Here is an 18,062-nt window from a genome sequence, read left to right on the forward strand (position 1 = left end):
AAAGGGGAGATACCATGGAGATCCGCAACTCGACTATGGATGACCTGCCTGCCATTGCCGCCGTGGAGGCGGCCTGTTTTCCGGCAGCGGAGGCTGCCACGGCAGAGGAATTTGCCGGGCGGCTGGCACACTATGCAAACCACTTCTGGCTGCTGTTTGAGGATGGGCAGCTGGCGGCCTTTGTGGACGGCTTTTGCACCGACACGCCCGACCTGACCGATGCGATGTACGCAGATGCCGCCCTGCATGATGAAAACGGCGCATGGCAGATGATCTTTGGGGTGAACACCCTCCCGCGCTGCCGCTGCCAAGGCTACGCCGGGCTGCTGCTGCAGCGGGCCATTGCAGATGCCCGCGCACAGGGGCGCAGGGGGCTGGTGCTGACCTGCAAGGAAAAGCTTTTGCACTATTACGCCAAGTTCGGCTTTGTGAACGAGGGCGTTTCCGGCTCTACCCACGGCGGGGTGGTGTGGTATCAGATGCGGCTGCGGTTCTGAGAGAACGGTTTGGAATGCGCGCCGCGTGCGCTCTGCGCATAAATAGCGGAATTAGTTTTTTTATTCGGGATTCAGAAAAGCCTGCGGGCTTTTCTGAATCCCCTTTTCACGGGAGGGGTCGTGGAGGAAAACGGCATTTGCAATTCAGACCGCACTTTTAATCATTGCAGCCCTTCTGTGAAAATAGCGTTTGGAGCGCTCCGCAGAGCGCGACAAACGCGAAATAAAAATAATCATTCCGCTGAATATGTGCAGAGCGCAGTGGAGCACATTTTAAATCGTCCCACTCCCCGGCAAGGGCTACTGTTCAAAAATCCCTATGATACACAGGTGGGTTGAACAGTCACAGGCCTTGCCCCCGGCAGGAACAGCGCAAAACAAAAAATCCCGGAAGCTGAAGCTTCCGGGATTTTTTTGGAGGTGACGACCAGATTTGAACTGGTGGATGAGGGTTTTGCAGACCCTTGCCTTACCACTTGGCCACGTCACCATATAGGGAGTGATGAATACCACTCCATTGGAGCGGCCGACGAGGCTCGAACTCGCTACCTCCACCTTGGCAAGGTGGCGCTCTACCAGATGAGCTACGGCCGCATATTCGGTGCATTTTACCTTGCACCCATCATTTCTGATGCCCTGAAAACAAGTTTCAAAGTAGGTGAAAGCTTGCGCTTTCTTGGTGGCGACCCGGATCGGGCTCGAACCGACGACCCCCAGCGTGACAGGCTGGTGCTCTAACCAACTGAGCTACCGGGCCATATTGGAGCAACTTTTGCTGCTCCGTTATGGAGCGGCCGACGAGGCTCGAACTCGCTACCTCCACCTTGGCAAGGTGGCGCTCTACCAGATGAGCTACGGCCGCATATTCGGAAACCCTGCTGGGTTTCCTTGACTGGTGCCTCCGATCGGAATCGAACCAATGACACGGGGATTTTCAGTCCCCTGCTCTACCGACTGAGCTACAGAGGCGCACCGGACGATGATTATTATACCTGAAATTTCGATTTTGTAAAGGGGTAAATTCAAATTTTTTCAAGAAAATTAAAACTTTCTTGATTTTGGTCGCTTTATCGCACAAAATAAGAACGACTTTTTTGAACAGAAAGGAGATCAAAAGGATGCGCAAAGAACATTTGACAAGATTAACAACCTATGGTTTAATAATAGAAAAAGAACACAGGCGCTTTTGCTCTTTACTCTTGCGTATACTTATATATAAGCAAAAAGAGCAAAGGCGTTTTGATTTGAAGCAAGACGGCTCCGGTTTTTAAAAGAGAGCGGGGCCGGGAGGAGCAGCATGGCAAAAAAACAGGAATATGGCAACGAGAGCATCACTTCTCTGAAAGGTGCCGACCGTGTGCGCAAGCGCCCGGCGGTCATCTTTGGTTCGGACGGCGTGGAGGGCTGTGCCCACTCCATCTTTGAGATCGTGTCCAACTCCATCGATGAAGCCCGCGACGGCCACGGCGACACCATCAACGTCACCCGCTGCAAGGACGGCAGCGTCATCGTGGAGGACTTTGGCCGCGGCATGCCTGTGGACTGGAACAACGGCGAAGGCCGCTACAACTGGGAGCTGCTGTTCTGTGAGATGTATGCAGGCGGCAAGTACGGCGAAGGCGAGGATAACTATGAGTTCAGCCTTGGCCTGAATGGTCTGGGTCTGTGTGCTACTCAGTATGCTTCTGCGTGGATGACGGCGGATATCTACCGTGACGGATACCACTACCACCTTGATTTTAAAAAGGGCGAGAACGTGGGCGGCCTGCACAAAGAGGAATACAAGGGCCGCCGCACCGGCAGCATCATCCACTGGAAGCCGGACGATGAGGTGTTCACCGACATCGATGTGCCCGGCAGCTACTATAAGGATGTGCTGCGCCGTCAGGCCGTGGTCAACGCGGGACTTACCCTCAACTTTACTGATGAAAAGGAAAAAGACCCTGCCACCGGCAAGCCCTGGAAGGAGAGCTGGTGCTACCAGAACGGCATTGCGGACTATGTAGCCGAAACCGCCGGGGAGGACACCCTGACCCCGGTGTTCAGCTGCGAGAGCGAGGCTGTGGGCCGGGACCGCGAGGACCAGCCGGACTATAAGGTGCGCATGAGCGCCGCCTTCTGCTTTTCCAATAAGGTGCAGCTGCTGGAATACTACCACAACTCCTCCTGGCTGGAGCACGGCGGCAGCCCGGAGCACGCGGTGCGCACCGCCTTTGTCTACCAGATCAACAAGTACCTGAAGGAAAAGAATCTGTACAAAAAGGGCGAGAGCGCCATCAGTTTTCAGGACGTGCAGGACTGTCTGGTGTATGTGTCCTCCAGCTTTTCCACCCGCACCAGCTACGAGAACCAGACCAAAAAGGCCATCACCAACAAATTCGTCTCGCAGGCCATGACCGACTTTCTCAAGCACTATCTGGAAGTGTATTTTCTGGAAAAACCGGAGGAGGCCCAGAAGATCTGCCAGCAGGTGCTGGTGAATAAACAAAGCCGCGAACATGCTGAAAAAACGCGCCAGAGCATCAAAAAGACGCTGTCCACCCAGATCGACCTTGCCAACCGGGTGCAGAAGTTCGTGGACTGCCGCACCAAGGATGCCTCCCGCCGGGAGCTGTACATCGTGGAGGGCGATTCCGCTATGGGTGCGGTCAAGTCCAGCCGGGACAGCGAGTATCAGGCCATCATGCCCATCCGCGGCAAAATCCTGAACTGCCTGAAGGCGGACTATGCCCGCATCTTCAAGTCGGACGTCATCGTGGACCTCATCAAGGTGATGGGCTGCGGCGTGGAGCTGGGCGGCAAGCACAACAAGGAGCTGGCGACCTTCAACCTCGACAACCTGCGGTTCAATAAGATCGTCATTTGTACCGATGCCGATGTGGACGGCTACCAGATCCGCACGCTGGTGCTCACCATGCTCTACCGCCTGACGCCGACCCTGATCGAGAAGGGCTATGTGTATATCGCCGAGTCGCCTTTGTACGAGATCACCACGAAGGAACGCACCTATTTTGCCTATACCGAACCGGAAAAGGCCGCTTTTCTGGAAGAGATCGGGGAGAAAAAATATACCATCCAGCGCTCCAAAGGTCTGGGCGAGAACGACCCCGAGATGATGTGGCTGACCACCATGAACCCGGAAAGCCGCCGTCTTATTAAAGTGATGCCCACCGATGTGGTGCAGACCGCGCAGGTGTTCGACATCCTGCTGGGTGATAACCTTGCAGGCCGCAAGGAACACATTGCGCAGCACGGCGCAGAGTATCTGGACGATCTGGACGTGAGCTGATGATTTTAAATTGCCTCCGCTTGCGCTCTGGCAATGACAGAGGTAACGTTATTTTAATTTGGTGATTTGTCGCAGCTTGCGGGCTGCTCCAAATCACGTTTTCACGAAGAAGGCCCCAACGGGTCACGGCATTTTAAGGGAAAAATGCAGAAAACCGGAACGGCTCCATCGGTGAAAGAGCAGCTCAGGATGGCCCGCAGGCCATCCAGAGCTGCAAAAATAAAAAATATTTTCCGCTGAATATGGGCAGAGCGAGAGCGGCGCCCATTTAAAATCGTCAAGAGGTTAGAAGATGCCTAGAAAATCGACCAAGAAAGCTATAAAGCCGGTGCGCCCGCAGCTGGGCGACGGCGTTGAAATTCTGAACGCGGGCAGCGTGCTGGAGGACCCCATCACCCGCACGCTGGAAACCAACTATATGCCCTACGCCATGAGCGTCATCGTCAGCCGCGCACTGCCGGAGATCGACGGCTTCAAGCCGGCGCACCGCAAGCTGCTGTACACCATGTACGAGATGGGCCTGCTCAAGGGCGCACGCACCAAGTCTGCCAACATCGTGGGCAGCACCATGCACCTGAACCCCCACGGCGATGCCGCCATCTACGACACCATGGTGCGCATGGGCCGCGGCAACGAGAGCCTGCTGGTGCCCTTTGTGGACAGCAAGGGCAACTTCGGCAAGGCCTACAGCCGCGATATGTCCTACGCTGCTGCCCGTTACACGGAGGCGAAGCTCGAGGATGTGTGCGAGGAGCTGTTCCGGGATATCGACAAGGAGACCGTGGACTTTGTGCCCAACTACGACAGCACCACCACCGAGCCTACCCTGCTGCCGGTCACCTTCCCCACCATTCTGGCCAACAATACACTGGGCATCGCGGTGGGCATGGCCTGCAACATCTGCTCCTTCAATCTGGCAGAGCTGTGCGCCACCACCGTGGCCCTGATGAAGGATGAAAAGCACGACATCTCCACCACCATGCCTGCCCCGGACTTTGTGGGCGGCGGCCAGATCCTGTACGATGAAGCGCAGATGCGTGAAATTTACGAGAACGGCCGCGGCAGCGTGAAGGTGCGTGCCCGCTACAATGTGGTGCCCGGCGAAAACATGATCGAGGTGACCCAGATCCCGCCCACCACCACGGTGGAGGCCATTATGGACAAGATCGCAGAGCTGGTCAAGACCGGCAAGGTCAAGGAAATCAGCGACATGCGTGACGAGACCGACCTGAACGGCCTGAAGCTGACGCTGGACCTCAAGCGCGGTGTGGACGCTGACAAGCTGATGGCGAAGCTGTTCAAGGCCACCCCGCTGGAGGACAGTTTCAGCGCAAACTTCAACATTCTGGTGTCCGGTCAGCCCCGGGTCATGGGCGTGCGCGAAATTTTGAAGGAGTGGACGGCCTTCCGCGTGGAGTGCGTGCGCCGCCGCACTTATTATGACCTGCACGGCAAGGAAAAGCGGCTGCACCTGCTGCAGGGTCTTGCCGCCATCCTGCTGGATATCGACAAGGCAATCAAAATTATCCGCACCACCGAGGAAGAGACCGAGGTGGTGCCCAACCTGATGATCGGCTTTGGCATCGACGAGGTGCAGGCCGACTATGTGGCGGAGATCAAGCTGCGCCATCTGAACCGGGAATACATCCTCAAGCGCACCGGTGAGATCGAACAGCTGGAAAAGGACATCGCCGACCTGAACGATGTGCTGGCAAAGCCCGCCCGCATTCGCCGCATCATCATCAATGAACTGAACGATGTAGCGAAGAAATACGGCCAGCCCCGCCGCAGCGAGATTTTGTACGACCTGCCGGAGGAGGACGGCTCTGCCGAGGAGGAGGCTGTGCCGGATTATCCCGTGACCGTGTTCTTTACCCGGGAGGGCTACTTCAAGAAGATCCCGCCCCAGAGCCTGCGCACCGCCGGTGCCCACAAGCTGAAAGAGGGGGACGAGATCATCCAGCAGGTAGAGACCCGCAACAATGTGGAGGCGCTGTTCTTTACCGACAAGCAGCAGGTGTACAAGGTGCGTCTGGCTGAGCTGGAGGACGGCAAGGTGGCCCAGATGGGCATTTTCATCCCGGGCCGTCTGGGCATGGATGAGGGCGAAAATGTGCTGAGCATGGTCATCACCGGCGACTACAGCGGTTTTATGTTGTTCTTCTTTGCCAGCGGTAAGTGCGCGAAAATCCCCCTCAGCTCCTACGCCACCAAGCAGAACCGCCGCAAGCTGCTCAAGGCCTACTGCGACAAGGAGCCGCTGGCAACGCTGCTGTTCCTGCCGGAGGAGACCGAGCTTGCCATCCGCACCAGTGCCAGCCGGATGCTGCTGGTGGGCACGGCGCAGATCGCCGCAAAGGCCACCCGCGACAGTCAGGGCGTGGCGGTGGTCACACTGAAAAAGAACCAGACCATCGCTTCGGTGGTGCCAGCGGACACGCTGGAGCTGGCGAACCCCCACCGCTACCGGGTGCGCAGCCTGCCCGCCACCGGTGCGCTGATTCGCGCCGAGGACGAGGGCGAGCAGATGAGCCTGCTGTAAAACGTTTTTTATTGCGAAATGGCTCCGCTTCGCTCTGCCATTCTCAGCGGAAGTTGATTTTAATGATTGCAAATTGGAAAAATCTGCGGATTTTTCCAATTTGCCTTTTCACAAGAAAGGCTGCAACGGCAAACGGCATCTTGCTGCTGTCGACTTGTAGTCGTCGCGCAGCGGAAAATGCATTTTCCGGCAGCGACCCCACCCGTGAAAATGTGTTTGGAGCGGCCCGCAGGCCGCGACAAACACGAAAATAAAAATGGAATTTCCGCTGTTATTGCAACGGCGACGACTGCGGCCTGCGGCCAAAGACTTCCCCCGGCCGGGGGAAGATGTCGCATAGCGACAAAAGAGGGAATGCAGGGAGGAGCTGTTGGGGCCGTGGCCAGCAGGATGCAAGGCCCGCTCAAGGGCCGTAGCAGACGCTGGGTGCCACAACTCGTCCAGAGCGAAGCGGAGACAATTTTAAATCGTTTCGATATAAAAGAGGAAACTGCAATGCAAAACATCGACCTGATCTGTGTGGGCAAGCTGAATGCCAAATATTTCGCCGAGGGCGTAGCGGAGTACCAGAAGCGCCTTGCCGCCTTCGCGTCCTTCCGCATCATCGAACTGCCGGAAGAGAAGATCGAGGAGAAGAACGCCTCCGATGCCGTGGTGAAAAAGGCGCTGGACAAGGAGGGCAAAGCCATCCTGTCCAACGTGCGCAAGGGCGCTGCCATCGTGGCCATGTGCATCGAGGGCAGGCAGATCTCCTCCGACGAGCTGGCGCAGTTCCTTGCCGACCGCGCGAACAGCGGGGCAGGGGACGTGGCCTTTGTGATCGGTTCGTCCCACGGCCTGTCCGATGAGGTGAAAAAGGCTGCGGCCCTCAAGTTCAGCATGGGCCGCATCACCATGCCCCACCAGCTGGCCCGCCTTGTGCTCACGGAACAGATCTACCGTGCCTGCACCATCAATGCAGGAATGAAATACCATAAATAAGAGCAAAAACCGGTCTGTTCCCCAAAGCAGGCCGGTTTTCGGCTTTACAAGCGGCGCAAAACATGGTACAGTAAAGATACTGTGCTTTCCCTTTGAAAAGCACGCCCGGCAGTGGGGAAAGCTGCCGGAACGATACAACAACGACACGGCAAACCAGCCGCGGACGGAAAGGATGTACTACAATGGAACAGAGCGAAAAGACCCTTGATATGATCGTCAATCTCTGCAAGAACCGTGGTTATGTGTTCCCCGGTTCCGAGATCTACGGCGGTCTGGCCAACAGCTGGGACTACGGCCCGCTGGGCGTCGAGTTCAAGAACAATGTCAAAAAGGCATGGCTGAAGAAATTCGTGCAGGAGAGCCCCTATAATGTGGGTCTGGATGCGGCCATCATCATGAACCCCCAGACCTGGGTGACCACCGGCCATGTGTCCAGCTTCTCGGACCCCCTGCTGGACTGCCGCGCCTGCAAGGCACGCCACCGCGCCGACAAGCTGATCGGTGAGGAGCACCCCGAGGTGAATGTGGATGCCATGAGCTTTGACGAGATGGATGCCTTCATCGCAGAGCATGAGGACATCGTCTGCCCCGTCTGCGGCAAGCATGACTTCACCCCCATCCGCAAGTTCAACCTGATGTTCAAGACCGCCATCGGTGTTACCGAGGACAGCTCTTCCACCTGCTATCTGCGTCCCGAGACCGCACAGGGCATCTTCGTCAACTTTGCCAACATCCAGCGCACCACCCGCCGCAAGCTGCCCTTCGGCGTGTGTCAGGTGGGTAAGGCCTTCCGCAATGAGATCACCCCGGGCAACTTCACCTTCCGCACCCGCGAGTTCGAGCAGATGGAGTGCGAGTTCTTCTGCAAGCCCGGCACCGATCTGGAATGGTTCGCTTACTGGAAGGACTACTGCGAGAACTGGCTGCTGAGCCTTGGCATCAAGAAGGAGCATCTGCGCCTGCGTGACCACGAGCCTGCAGAGCTGGCTTTCTACAGCCGCGCTACCACCGATATCGAGTACGCCTTCCCGTTCACCGACTGGGGTGAGCTGTGGGGCATTGCAGACCGTACCAACTACGACCTGACCCGCCATCAGGAGGCTTCCGGCAAGAGCCTGGAGTACTTCGACAGCGAGACCAACGAGCACTACATCCCCTACGTCATCGAGCCCTCTCTGGGCTGCGACCGTGTGGCGCTGGCCTTCCTGTGCGAGGCCTACGACGAGGAGCACCTGACCGACAGCAAGGGCAAGGAGGATATCCGCACCGTGCTGCATCTGCATCCGGCTCTGGCTCCCTACAAGTGCGCCGTGCTGCCCCTGAGCAAGAAGCTGGGCGAGAAGGCCATGGAGATCCGCAACGAGCTGAGCAAGTACTTCATGGTGGATTACGACGATACCGGTTCCATCGGCAAGCGTTACCGCCGCGAGGACGAGATCGGCACCCCGTACTGCATCACCGTGGACTTTGATACCGTGGGCGACGAGGCCAAGGGCATTGCCGCCGACAACTGCGTCACCGTCCGCGACCGCGACACCATGGAGCAGGTGCGTATGCCCATCTCCGAGCTGAAAGCTTATATCGAGAGCAAGATCGAGTTCTGAGAAAAATTCGCTTTCAGGCGATAAAAAACAGCCCCGCCGTTGCAATTTCGGCGGGGCTGTGCTATAATACAAATAAAGAAAGTGCTGTCTGGCAAACGGTCAGTACCTTTCCGGCGCGATAATCAAAAGATGACCGCTCAGGTTTGGACGCTGAGGGCGGTCATTTTTTGTTATTGAAGATCTTCCACGCGATATCGAAAATGCCAAAGCTCACGGTTGCAAGCAATGTGAGCAGAGCCAGAGTTTCTAAAAGCGTCATGAAGCATCACCCCCTTCGCTGCAAAGCGTCGGGGTACGACAAAAATGTTCGCCTTCCCGACGCAGGGCCGAAAAGGCATAGACCGCCTGCCGTATGTAGACAGCACTCTCAAAAGACAGTATAACAGACGTTTCCTGCTTTTTCAACAGCAGGAGGGGTCTGTTTTCTTTTTACTGGACAGAACGGCTTGTACCGGGTATACTGAAAAACAGAAAAACATGATTTCTACACCGCAGGAGGTTCTACCGTGGAAAACTTTGACGAACTGCTGAAAAAATATGCCGATTTCATCGTCCGGGTGGGGGTGAACCCGCAGCCCGGGCAGACACTCATCATCAACTGCCCGCTGGAGGGCGCGCCGCTGGCGCGGCTGTGCGTGCGCAGCGCCTACGAAGCCGGTGCCCGGGATGTGCAGGTGAACTGGAGCGATGACGCTGTGGCCCGCGCCCGCATGGAGCTGGGCAGCGAGGAAGCGCTGACCGACCACAAGCCATGGCAGCTGCGCCGCTATCTCGACTATGCCGAAAGCGAGGGCGGCGTGTGTGTGCTGCACCTCATTGCGGACGACCCGGAGCTGTATGCCGGATTGGATGGCAACAAGATCAGCCGGGTAAATGCCGCCCGCCGCGCCTTTATGGAAGAGTGGCAGGAATACACCATGAACGACCGGGTGCAGTGGTCCATTGCGGCCCTGCCCAGCGTGCCGTGGGCAAAGAAGATCTTCCCGGAGCTGGACGCAGACGCTGCCATGGAAGCTTTGTGGAAGCTGATCTTTGACGTCTGCCGGGTCACCGGCGGCGACCCGGTGTGCGAGTGGAAGACCCATATGGAGCGGCTCTCTGCCCTGCGCGACAAAATGAATGCGCTGGATCTGGAAAGCGTGCATTTTGAAAGCAGCAACGGCACCGACCTGACCGTGGGTCTTGCGGATCAGGCTGTGTGGGAGAGCGCCGCCAGCAAGAGTGAAAAGGGTGTGGTATTCCTGCCCAACATCCCAACGGAAGAGGTATTCACTGCGCCCCATAAAGATAAGGTGGAGGGTGTCGTCTGTGGCACCAAGCCCTATGTGTTCAACGGCCAGCTTATCAAGAACTTCCGCGTCACCTTTGAGAAGGGCCGGGTGGTGGACTATCACGCCGAGCAGGGACAGCTGCTGCTGGGCCGTCTGCTGGACGGGGATGAGGGCTCCCGCAGCATCGGCGAGGTGGCACTGGTGCCTGCAAGCAGCCCCATCAACCGCAGCGGAAAGCTGTTCTACAGCACTCTGTTTGACGAGAACGCCGCCTGTCATATCGCCTTTGGTGCCAGCTATCCCGGCACCACGAAGGGCGGCACGGCGCTTTCCAAAGAGGAGCTGCTGGCCCGCGGCATGAACCAGTCGCATCTGCATGAGGATGTGATGATCGGTGCCGAGGACAGCCATATCACCGGCAAATGCCGCGATGGCCGCACCGTGGAGCTGTTTCGGGACGGCATCTGGGTGCTGTAAAAGACTCTGCGGCGAAAAAAATCTGCGAAAATGCTTGCATAATCGCGGGATGTATGGTATATTCTAGTAGTACGATATAGTTTAACCTGAAACGTGGGCCGCAAGGTCCGCGTTTCTTGTTTGTATGGAGGTTTTTTATGGCGAAGCAGTCTGGCGGCAACACCGCCCAGAGAGTCGAAGCGCTTGTCCGCCCCACCGTGGAGGGCATGGGCCTGCGCCTGTGGGACGTGGTTTTTGAAAAGGAAGGTCCGGACTGGTATCTCCGCGTGCTCATCGATAAGGACGGCACCATGGATACGGACACCTGCGCGGATGTCTCCCATGCGCTGGACCCCATTCTGGATGAGGCAGACCCCATCGACCAGAGCTATTATCTGGAGGTTGGCAGCCCCGGCCTTGGCCGTAAGCTCACCCGCCCGGAGCACTACGAGGCCCTCAAGGGCCAGAAAGTCCGGGTAAAGCTCATTCGTCCGAACGCCGACGGCGTGCGCGAGTTTGCCGGTATCCTGACAGGCCGCGAGGGCAGCACCGTCACGGTGGACACTGATGCAGGCGCTGTTACCTTTGAGGTGAACGCCTCAGCCAGCGTGAACCTGTGCGATGATGAAGACCTGTTTGATTAACATAGATAAGAGAGTAAATTACAGGAGGAACCCGAAAAATGGCAGCAGCGAACAATGAATTTTTTGAAGCTCTCTCCATGCTGGAGCATGAGCGCGGCATCACCGCAGAGTACCTGATCGAGAAGATCAAGGCTGCGATCATCATTGCCGTCAAGAAGAACTATGAGGTGGAGGAAGACCATGTGAAGGTGGATATCGACCCCGCCGCAGGCCGCTTTGATGTGGCCTTGATCCAGGACGTTGTGGCCGATGAGGATTGGTACGACGAGCATTCTGAGATCGGCATCACCGAGGCACAGAAGATCCGCAAGACCTACGAGGTGGGCGACCGCATCATCACCCCGCTCAAGACCAAGGACTTTGGCCGCATTGCTGCACAGACTGCAAAGCATGTCATCCGTCAGGGTATCCGCGAGGCCGAGCGCAGCCAGCAGCTCAGCGAGATCCAGTCCCGTGCACACGACATCGTGCAGGCCACCGTCACCCGCGTTGACCCCGAGAAGGGCATCGTTGCTCTGGATCTGGGCAAGGGCGGCGAGGCCGTCCTGCCCCGCAACGAGCAGGTGCCCGGCGAGGTCTATACCGAGGGCGAGACCCTGCAGGTCTACGTTGTGGACGTGGTCAGCACCGAGCGCGGCCCCCGCGTCATGATCAGCCGCACCCACCCCGGCCTTGTCAAGCGCCTGTTCGAGCTGGAAGTGCCCGAGATCTTTGACGGCACTGTGGAGGTCAAGGCCATCAGCCGCGAGGCCGGTGCCCGCACCAAGATGGCTGTGTGGAGCAAGGACCCCAATGTCAACCCTGTTTCTGCCTGCATCGGTGAGCACGGCGCCCGCGTGGCTGCCGTGGTCGAGAAGCTGGGCGGCGAGAAGATCGATATCGTGAAGTGGAGCGAGGATATCTCCGAGTTCATCTCCGCAGCCCTGAGCCCTGCCAAGGTGGTCAAGGTGGAGCTGCTGCCCGGCGAGACCCGTTCCTGCCGCGTCACCGTGCCCGACCAGCAGCTGAGCCTTGCCATCGGCAACAAGGGCCAGAACGCCCGCCTGTGCGCACGTCTGACCGGCTACAACATCGATATCCGCCCCGAGAGCGGCTACTACGGTGAGGAAGAGCCCAAGAAGGAAGCCGAGACCGACGCCGAGTAATTCCGGCGCAGATGGCCAAAGGAGGGAAACCGGATGGCACAGAAAAAGATCCCTTCCCGCCAGTGCATCGGCTGCATGACCAGCCGCCCCAAAAAGGAGCTGGTGCGTGTGGTGCGTGCACCCAGCGGAGAGATCAGCATTGATCTGGTCGGCAAAAAGCCGGGCCGCGGAGCCTATCTCTGCCCGAACCCCGACTGCCTGACCAAGGCAAAAAAGAAAAAGGCGCTGGAGCGCTGCTTTGAGCAGCCGGTTCCCGCCGAAGTATACGAGGCATTGGCCGCACAGCTGGCCGAAGCCGCAAAGGAGGCAGCAGACAATGGCAAAGAAGAATAACACCCCCGCAAAACCCAAGCTGCCCCCGGAGGAAGCGCTGTTTCAGGCACTGAGCCTGTGCCGCAAGGCAGGCGCACTGACCATGGGCTTTGACGCCGTGGAAGATGCCTGCGTCAAGAGCAAGGCATGGCTGGTGATGGTGGCATCCGATGCCAGCGCCAAGACCGTGCAGCGCCTCAACTATTCTGTGGGCGATCTGGTGGATGTGATCACCATGCCGCTTACGCAGGATAAGCTGGCCGATATCAGCCGCAAGCCTGTGGCTGTTTATGCGGTGACCGACCGCAACCTCGCAAAGCTCTGCTTTGACCGCCTGTCGGACTGCGGAGCAATCAAAAATGAGGAGGATATGAGCGAATGATCGTAAAATATAAAGTGAGTGACTTTGCAAAGGACCTGAACGTTTCTGCCAAGAAGGTCCTGGATGAGCTGAACGCCATGGGCAGCACCGGCAAGAAGAACAGCTCCAATCTGGAAGAGAACGAGCTGAACTACCTGCTGGAGAAGTTCAGCAAGGCCGGCAGCGTGAAGGATCTGAACGAGTTCCTGAACAGTGCAAAGGCCCCCAAGGAAGAGCCCAAGGCTGCTGAGAAGAAGGCAGACAAGAAGGCAGACAAGAAGCCCGAGGCCCCCAAGGCCGAAAAGAAGCCGGAGCAGCCCGCTGCCAAGAAGGCTGAGCCTGCCCAGCAGAACAAAAACAACAATAACAATAAGCACAACGATAAAAAGCCCGAGCAGCACAAAAAGCGCGAGGAAAAGACCGTTTCCCTGAGCGAGCTGGCCCGCGAGACCGGTGCCAAGGCTGCAAATGCTCCGGCACAGGCTGTTTCTGTGCGCCGTGAGGACAATCAGGTGACCGTGGATACCCGTACCGTGGACATGAACGTGGATCGCTTCGATGCCCGCTACGATGATCTGGCTTCCACCAAGAACACCGAGAACCGCCGCAAGCCCACGCCGCAGGGCAACAAGCAGAAGTTCACCCAGCGCGGCCAGCGCCAGCGCCAGCAGTTCCAGAAGGGCAAGCGCGAGACCGAGTTCGAGCGTCTGCAGCGCATCCAGCTGGAAAAGGCCCGCAGCGCACAGCTGAAGGTGATGATCCCCGACGAGATCACCGTGGGCGAGCTGGCTGCCCGCCTGAAGCAGCAGGCCGGCAAGGTCATTGCCAAGTTCATGCAGATGGGCGAGATGCACGCCATCAACGACGTGATCGATTTCGATACCGCTTCTCTGCTGGCAGAGGAGTTCCACGCAAAGGTCGAGCACGAGGTGCATGTGACCATCGAAGAGCGCCTGTTCACGCAGGAAGAGGATTCGCAGGAGGATCTGGTGGAGCGTCCCCCGGTGGTCTGTGTCATGGGCCATGTTGACCACGGCAAGACCAGTATTCTGGACGCCATCCGCAAGACCAACGTCACCGCAGGCGAGGCCGGCGGCATCACGCAGGCCATCGGTGCATATCAGGTCAAGGTCAACGACAGCCTCATCACCTTCCTGGATACCCCGGGCCACGAGGCGTTCACCTCCATGCGTGCCCGCGGTGCCAACATGACCGATATTGCCGTTCTGGTGGTTGCTGCCGACGACGGCATCATGCCCCAGACCATCGAGTCCATCAACCACGCCAAGGCTGCAAATGTCAAGATTATCGTGGCAATGAACAAGATGGATAAGCCCACCGCAAACCCCGAGCGCGTGATGGAAGGCCTGACCAAGTACGGCATCATCACCGAGGACTGGGGCGGCGATGTAGCCTGCATCCCGGTGTCTGCCCTGACCGGCATGGGCATCAACGACCTGCTGGAGCGCATCGCTCTGGAAGCTGAGGTCATGGAGCTGAAGGCAAACCCCAACCGCCGCGCCAAGGGTGCGGTCGTCGAGGCCCGTCTGGACAAGGGCCAGGGCCCCATTGCCACCATTCTGGTGCAGAACGGCACCCTGCACTCCGGCGACGTCATCATTGCCGGTACCGCTGTGGGCCGTGTGCGCACCATGCGCAGCGACAAGGGCCAGCTGCTGAGCGATGCCGGCCCCTCTACCCCTGTGGAGATCACCGGCCTGACCGCAGTGCCGGAAGCAGGCGATCTGTTCGAGGCTGTTGAGGACGAGCGTCTGGCCCGTGAGCTGGCCGAACAGCGCGTTGCTGCCGCCAAGGAAAAGCAGTTCTCCTCCTTCCAGAAGGTCACGCTGGATAACCTGTTCAGCCAGATGGCTCAGAACGACATGAAGGAACTGGCCATCGTGGTCAAGGCCGATGTGCAGGGCTCTGCCGAGGCTGTGAAGCAGAGTCTGGAGAAGATCTCCAACGACGAGGTGCGTGTGCGCGTCATCCATGCCGGTGTCGGTGCCATCAGCAAGTCCGACGTGGATCTGGCCGATGCCTCCAACGCCATCATCATCGGCTTCAACGTCCGTCCCGACAACGTGGCCAAGGAAGAAGCTGCTGCCACCAAGGTGGAAATGCGTATGTACCGCGTCATTTATGATGCCATCAACGATGTCACCGACGCTATGAAGGGCATGCTGGCTCCCAAGTTCCGTGAGGTGTCTCTGGGCGAGCTGCAGGTACGTCAGGTGTACAAGATCTCCAACGTGGGCACCGTTGCAGGCTGCCGTGTGACCAGCGGCAAGATCACCCGCGACAGCAAGGTGCGCGTGGTGCGTGACGGCATCGTGGTCACCGAGGACGAGATCGCATCCCTGAAGCGCTTCAAGGACGACGTCAAGGAAGTGGCCGAGGGCTACGAATGCGGCGTTACTCTGGCAAAGTTTGCCGACGTCAAGGAAGGCGACGTGTACGAAGCCTTCAAGATGGAAGAGTACCGCGACTAAGATCTGAAATAACCCTCTCCGTCATTGCTGGCGCAATGCCACCTCCCCCGAGGTGGGAGGTTTGCTGAGAAACGGAACGTTTGCCGTATCCACGCAAAAAGCTCGCCCCTCGGGAGAGCTGCCGAGCGAAGCGAGGCTGAGAGGGTTTTCTTTTGTAAGGAGAATACTATGTCTCAGAAAAATATGGGCCGCCTTGCGCAGGATATGAAGCGCGAGGTCATTGCCATCATCGGCCGACTGAAGGATCCCCGGCTGGAGGGCGGTCTTTTGACTGTCACCCGTCTGGATGTGACCCCCGACCTGGATGTGGCCAAGGTATACGTGAGCGTCATGGGCCGCGAGGACGGCCCTAAGCCCGCCATCGAGGCACTGAACCGCGCAGCCGGTCATGTGCGCACCGAGGTGAGCAAAAAAATGCACATCCGCAAGGCTCCCCGCTTTATCTTTGTAGAGGATGATGGCGCAGCCTACGCAGCCCACATCAATGAGCTGCTCCGCACGCTGAACGTGAACGGCGACGCTGATACGGAAGCCGATGCACCGGAGGAGACCAAGGAATAATTCAGTCGGTGCGGAAAGGATGGATCATGGAATGACAGAGCAGTTGAATGTGCAGCAGATGGCCCAGCGCCTGATGACTGCGGACAACATTTTGATTCTGTGTCACAAAAACCCGGACGGCGATACCATTGGCTGCGGCAGTGCCCTGTACTGTGCCCTGAAAATGCTGGATAAGGAGGCAGCGGTGCTTTGCTCCGATGTCATTCCCACCCGGTATGCGTTCACCAATGCGCACATGTTCAAAGGAGAGTTTGAGCCCAAAACGGTGGTGGCTGTGGATGTTGCCAGCGTACAGCTGTTTGGTGAAAACAACGGCGTGCCGCAGTATTCACGTCATGTAGACCTGTGTATCGATCATCATTCGGGCAACAGCGGCTATGCCGACTTCACCTTGCTGGATGGCAGCGCCGCAGCGGCGGCAGAGCTGCTGTACGAGGTCATCTGCGCCATGGGCGTGGCAATCACCCCACACATCGCGGACTGCCTGTACACCGGCCTTGCCACCGACACGGGATGCTTCCGCTTTTCCTCCACCACGGCCAACACCCACCTTGTGGCGGCAAAGCTCATTGAGGCGGGCTGCCATGTGGAGGAGCTGAACACCCTGCTGTTCGATACCAAGCCCCGTGAGCGCATGGAAGCGGAGCGCATCGCACGCAACCATCTGGAATACTATCTGGACGGCCGGTGCGCGCTCATTTACCTCACCCGGGACGAGATCGAGCAGAGCGGGGTGGACCCGGCCGATCTGGAAGAATTGACCAGCCTGCCCGTGAGCATCGAAGGGGTCAAGGTAGGCCTGACTCTGCGGCAGCAGCCCGGCGGCAGCTACCGTATCAGCGTGCGCACCGCAAAGGGTGTGGATGCCTGCGCCATCGCCCGGCGTCTGGGCGGCGGCGGTCACAGCCGCGCTGCAGGCTGTGAGCTGCTGGGCAATCTGGAAAACGCAAAAAATGCAATTCTGGCAGAGGTGGAAGCCGAGCTGGACGCACCGCAGGAGGAAACATAAATGCAGGGCATCCTGATCGTTGACAAGCCCATGGACTGGACCAGCTTCGATGTAGTGGCAAAGCTGCGCGGCGTGCTGGGCACCCGCAAGCTGGGCCACAGCGGCACGCTGGACCCCATGGCCACCGGTGTTCTGCCGGTGTTCTGCGGCGGGGCCAGCAAGGCGGTGGATCTGCAGCTGAACCACGATAAGAGCTACCGCGCGGTGCTCCGGCTGGGCGCACGCACGGATACCGGTGATGTGACCGGCACCGTGCTGGAGACCGCACCGGTTACCGCCGGGGAGCAGGAACTGCTGGCGGTGCTGCCGCAGTTCATCGGCCCGCAGATGCAGGTGCCGCCCATGTATTCGGCCATCAAGCTGAACGGCCAGCCGCTGTATAAGCTGGCCCGTGAGGGCGTGACCGTGGAACGCAAGGCTCGGCCTATTGAGATCTACCGCATCACCTACGGCGGCAGCCCGGCAGAGAATGAATATGTGCTGGATGTGCAGTGCTCCAAGGGCACCTATATCCGCACATTGCTGGAAGACATTGCCGCCGCCATGGGCCAGAAGGGCACCATGAGCGCGCTGCGCCGCACCTCGGCCGGGGTGTATACCGAAGCCGACGCCCACACGCTGGAAGAGATCCTTGCCGCCAAAGAGCAGGGGCTGCCCGCACTGGAAGCACTGATGCTGCCGGTGGAGAGCGTGTTCGAGAGCCTGCCGCTGCTGGTGGTGGAGCCATGGGTGGAGCAGCATTTGTACAACGGCTGTCCCACCAGCCGCTACCCGGCGGCAGATGGCCGTTACCGGGTGCGCAATGCGGCAGGACAGTTTTTGGGCCTTGCCAACATCGTGCAGGGCGTGCTCCGGGTAGAAAAGCTGTTCGTAGAACGAAATTGACACCCTCACCGGT

The 18,062-nt window shown here is 58.4% G+C and carries 15 protein-coding genes and 5 tRNA genes; 15 read left to right on the forward strand and 5 right to left on the reverse strand.

Annotated features, from left to right (window positions below; genetic code table 11):
• The first annotated feature begins 14 nt into the window (after nt 1-14).
• Nucleotides 15-497 carry a GNAT family N-acetyltransferase gene (locus ACKXF9_RS06350; RefSeq protein WP_418265602.1) on the forward strand — a complete coding sequence of 161 codons (483 nt, stop codon included), beginning with the start codon at nt 15-17 and terminating at the stop codon, nt 495-497.
• A gap of 415 nt (nt 498-912) precedes the next feature.
• Here ACKXF9_RS06350 and ACKXF9_RS06355 read toward each other — a convergent pair.
• The 5 genes from ACKXF9_RS06355 to ACKXF9_RS06375 form a co-directional block, all read right to left on the reverse strand.
• Nucleotides 913-987 (reverse strand) — tRNA-Cys (locus tag ACKXF9_RS06355).
• 28 nt (nt 988-1,015) lie between these two features.
• Nucleotides 1,016-1,091, reverse strand: a tRNA-Gly gene (locus tag ACKXF9_RS06360).
• Nucleotides 1,092-1,177: 86 nt separating this feature from the next.
• Nucleotides 1,178-1,254: transfer RNA gene (locus ACKXF9_RS06365), tRNA-Asp, on the reverse strand.
• 29 nt (nt 1,255-1,283) lie between these two features.
• Nucleotides 1,284-1,359 (reverse strand) — tRNA-Gly (locus tag ACKXF9_RS06370).
• 31 nt (nt 1,360-1,390) lie between these two features.
• A tRNA-Phe gene (locus tag ACKXF9_RS06375) sits at nt 1,391-1,466 on the reverse strand.
• A gap of 149 nt (nt 1,467-1,615) precedes the next feature.
• On the opposite strand from ACKXF9_RS06375, the gene ACKXF9_RS06380 reads away from it, so the two are divergent.
• From ACKXF9_RS06380 to truB, 14 genes are all read left to right on the forward strand, one after another.
• Nucleotides 1,616-1,768, forward strand: coding sequence for a hypothetical protein (locus ACKXF9_RS06380; protein WP_348584719.1), 153 nt, complete (start codon nt 1,616-1,618; stop codon nt 1,766-1,768).
• 26 nt (nt 1,769-1,794) lie between these two features.
• Complete coding sequence (locus ACKXF9_RS06385) at nt 1,795-3,786, forward strand: DNA gyrase/topoisomerase IV subunit B (RefSeq protein ID WP_418265603.1); 1,992 nt, start codon at nt 1,795-1,797, stop codon at nt 3,784-3,786.
• 292 nt (nt 3,787-4,078) lie between these two features.
• Nucleotides 4,079-6,328: a DNA gyrase subunit A gene (locus ACKXF9_RS06390; protein WP_418265604.1), complete on the forward strand. Its 2,250-nt coding sequence runs from the start codon at nt 4,079-4,081 to the stop codon at nt 6,326-6,328.
• A 495-nt stretch (nt 6,329-6,823) separates the two neighbouring features.
• Nucleotides 6,824-7,309, forward strand: a complete 486-nt coding sequence (gene rlmH, locus ACKXF9_RS06395) for a 23S rRNA (pseudouridine(1915)-N(3))-methyltransferase RlmH (RefSeq protein WP_044954166.1) — start codon at nt 6,824-6,826, stop codon at nt 7,307-7,309.
• 182 nt (nt 7,310-7,491) lie between these two features.
• Nucleotides 7,492-8,913, forward strand: a complete 1,422-nt coding sequence (locus ACKXF9_RS06400; protein WP_097773884.1) for a glycine--tRNA ligase — start codon at nt 7,492-7,494, stop codon at nt 8,911-8,913.
• 506 nt (nt 8,914-9,419) lie between these two features.
• Nucleotides 9,420-10,661 carry an aminopeptidase gene (locus ACKXF9_RS06405; protein ID WP_418265605.1) on the forward strand — a complete coding sequence of 414 codons (1,242 nt, stop codon included), beginning with the start codon at nt 9,420-9,422 and terminating at the stop codon, nt 10,659-10,661.
• A 137-nt stretch (nt 10,662-10,798) separates the two neighbouring features.
• Nucleotides 10,799-11,284 (forward strand): ribosome maturation factor RimP, encoded by a 486-nt coding sequence (gene rimP / locus ACKXF9_RS06410; protein WP_418265606.1) that lies wholly within the window; start codon nt 10,799-10,801, stop codon nt 11,282-11,284.
• Between the two features lie 38 nt (nt 11,285-11,322).
• Nucleotides 11,323-12,429: a transcription termination factor NusA gene (gene nusA / locus ACKXF9_RS06415; protein ID WP_249238183.1), complete on the forward strand. Its 1,107-nt coding sequence runs from the start codon at nt 11,323-11,325 to the stop codon at nt 12,427-12,429.
• A gap of 33 nt (nt 12,430-12,462) precedes the next feature.
• Nucleotides 12,463-12,762, forward strand: coding sequence for an RNase P modulator RnpM (rnpM, locus tag ACKXF9_RS06420; RefSeq protein ID WP_339395313.1), 300 nt, complete (start codon nt 12,463-12,465; stop codon nt 12,760-12,762).
• Nucleotides 12,746-13,123 (forward strand): L7Ae/L30e/S12e/Gadd45 family ribosomal protein, encoded by a 378-nt coding sequence (locus ACKXF9_RS06425; protein WP_249238185.1) that lies wholly within the window; start codon nt 12,746-12,748, stop codon nt 13,121-13,123. The genes rnpM and ACKXF9_RS06425 overlap by 17 nt, the downstream gene beginning before the upstream one ends.
• Nucleotides 13,120-15,594 carry a translation initiation factor IF-2 gene (gene infB / locus ACKXF9_RS06430; protein ID WP_418265607.1) on the forward strand — a complete coding sequence of 825 codons (2,475 nt, stop codon included), beginning with the start codon at nt 13,120-13,122 and terminating at the stop codon, nt 15,592-15,594. The genes ACKXF9_RS06425 and infB overlap by 4 nt, the downstream gene beginning before the upstream one ends.
• A gap of 168 nt (nt 15,595-15,762) precedes the next feature.
• On the forward strand, nt 15,763-16,155 hold the full coding sequence (gene rbfA, locus ACKXF9_RS06435; RefSeq protein ID WP_418265608.1) for a 30S ribosome-binding factor RbfA: 393 nt from the start codon (nt 15,763-15,765) through the stop codon (nt 16,153-16,155).
• A gap of 19 nt (nt 16,156-16,174) precedes the next feature.
• Nucleotides 16,175-17,164: a DHH family phosphoesterase gene (locus ACKXF9_RS06440; protein WP_418265609.1), complete on the forward strand. Its 990-nt coding sequence runs from the start codon at nt 16,175-16,177 to the stop codon at nt 17,162-17,164.
• The gene (truB, locus tag ACKXF9_RS06445) at nt 17,165-18,049 is read left to right on the forward strand and encodes a tRNA pseudouridine(55) synthase TruB (protein ID WP_418265610.1); all 885 of its coding nucleotides are present in this window, start codon (nt 17,165-17,167) and stop codon (nt 18,047-18,049) included.
• Nucleotides 18,050-18,062 lie beyond the last annotated feature (13 nt).

The sequence above is a fragment of the Faecalibacterium sp. 9 genome (assembly GCF_048320955.1).
Taxonomy (GTDB): Bacteria; Bacillota; Clostridia; order Oscillospirales; family Ruminococcaceae; genus Faecalibacterium; species Faecalibacterium wellingii.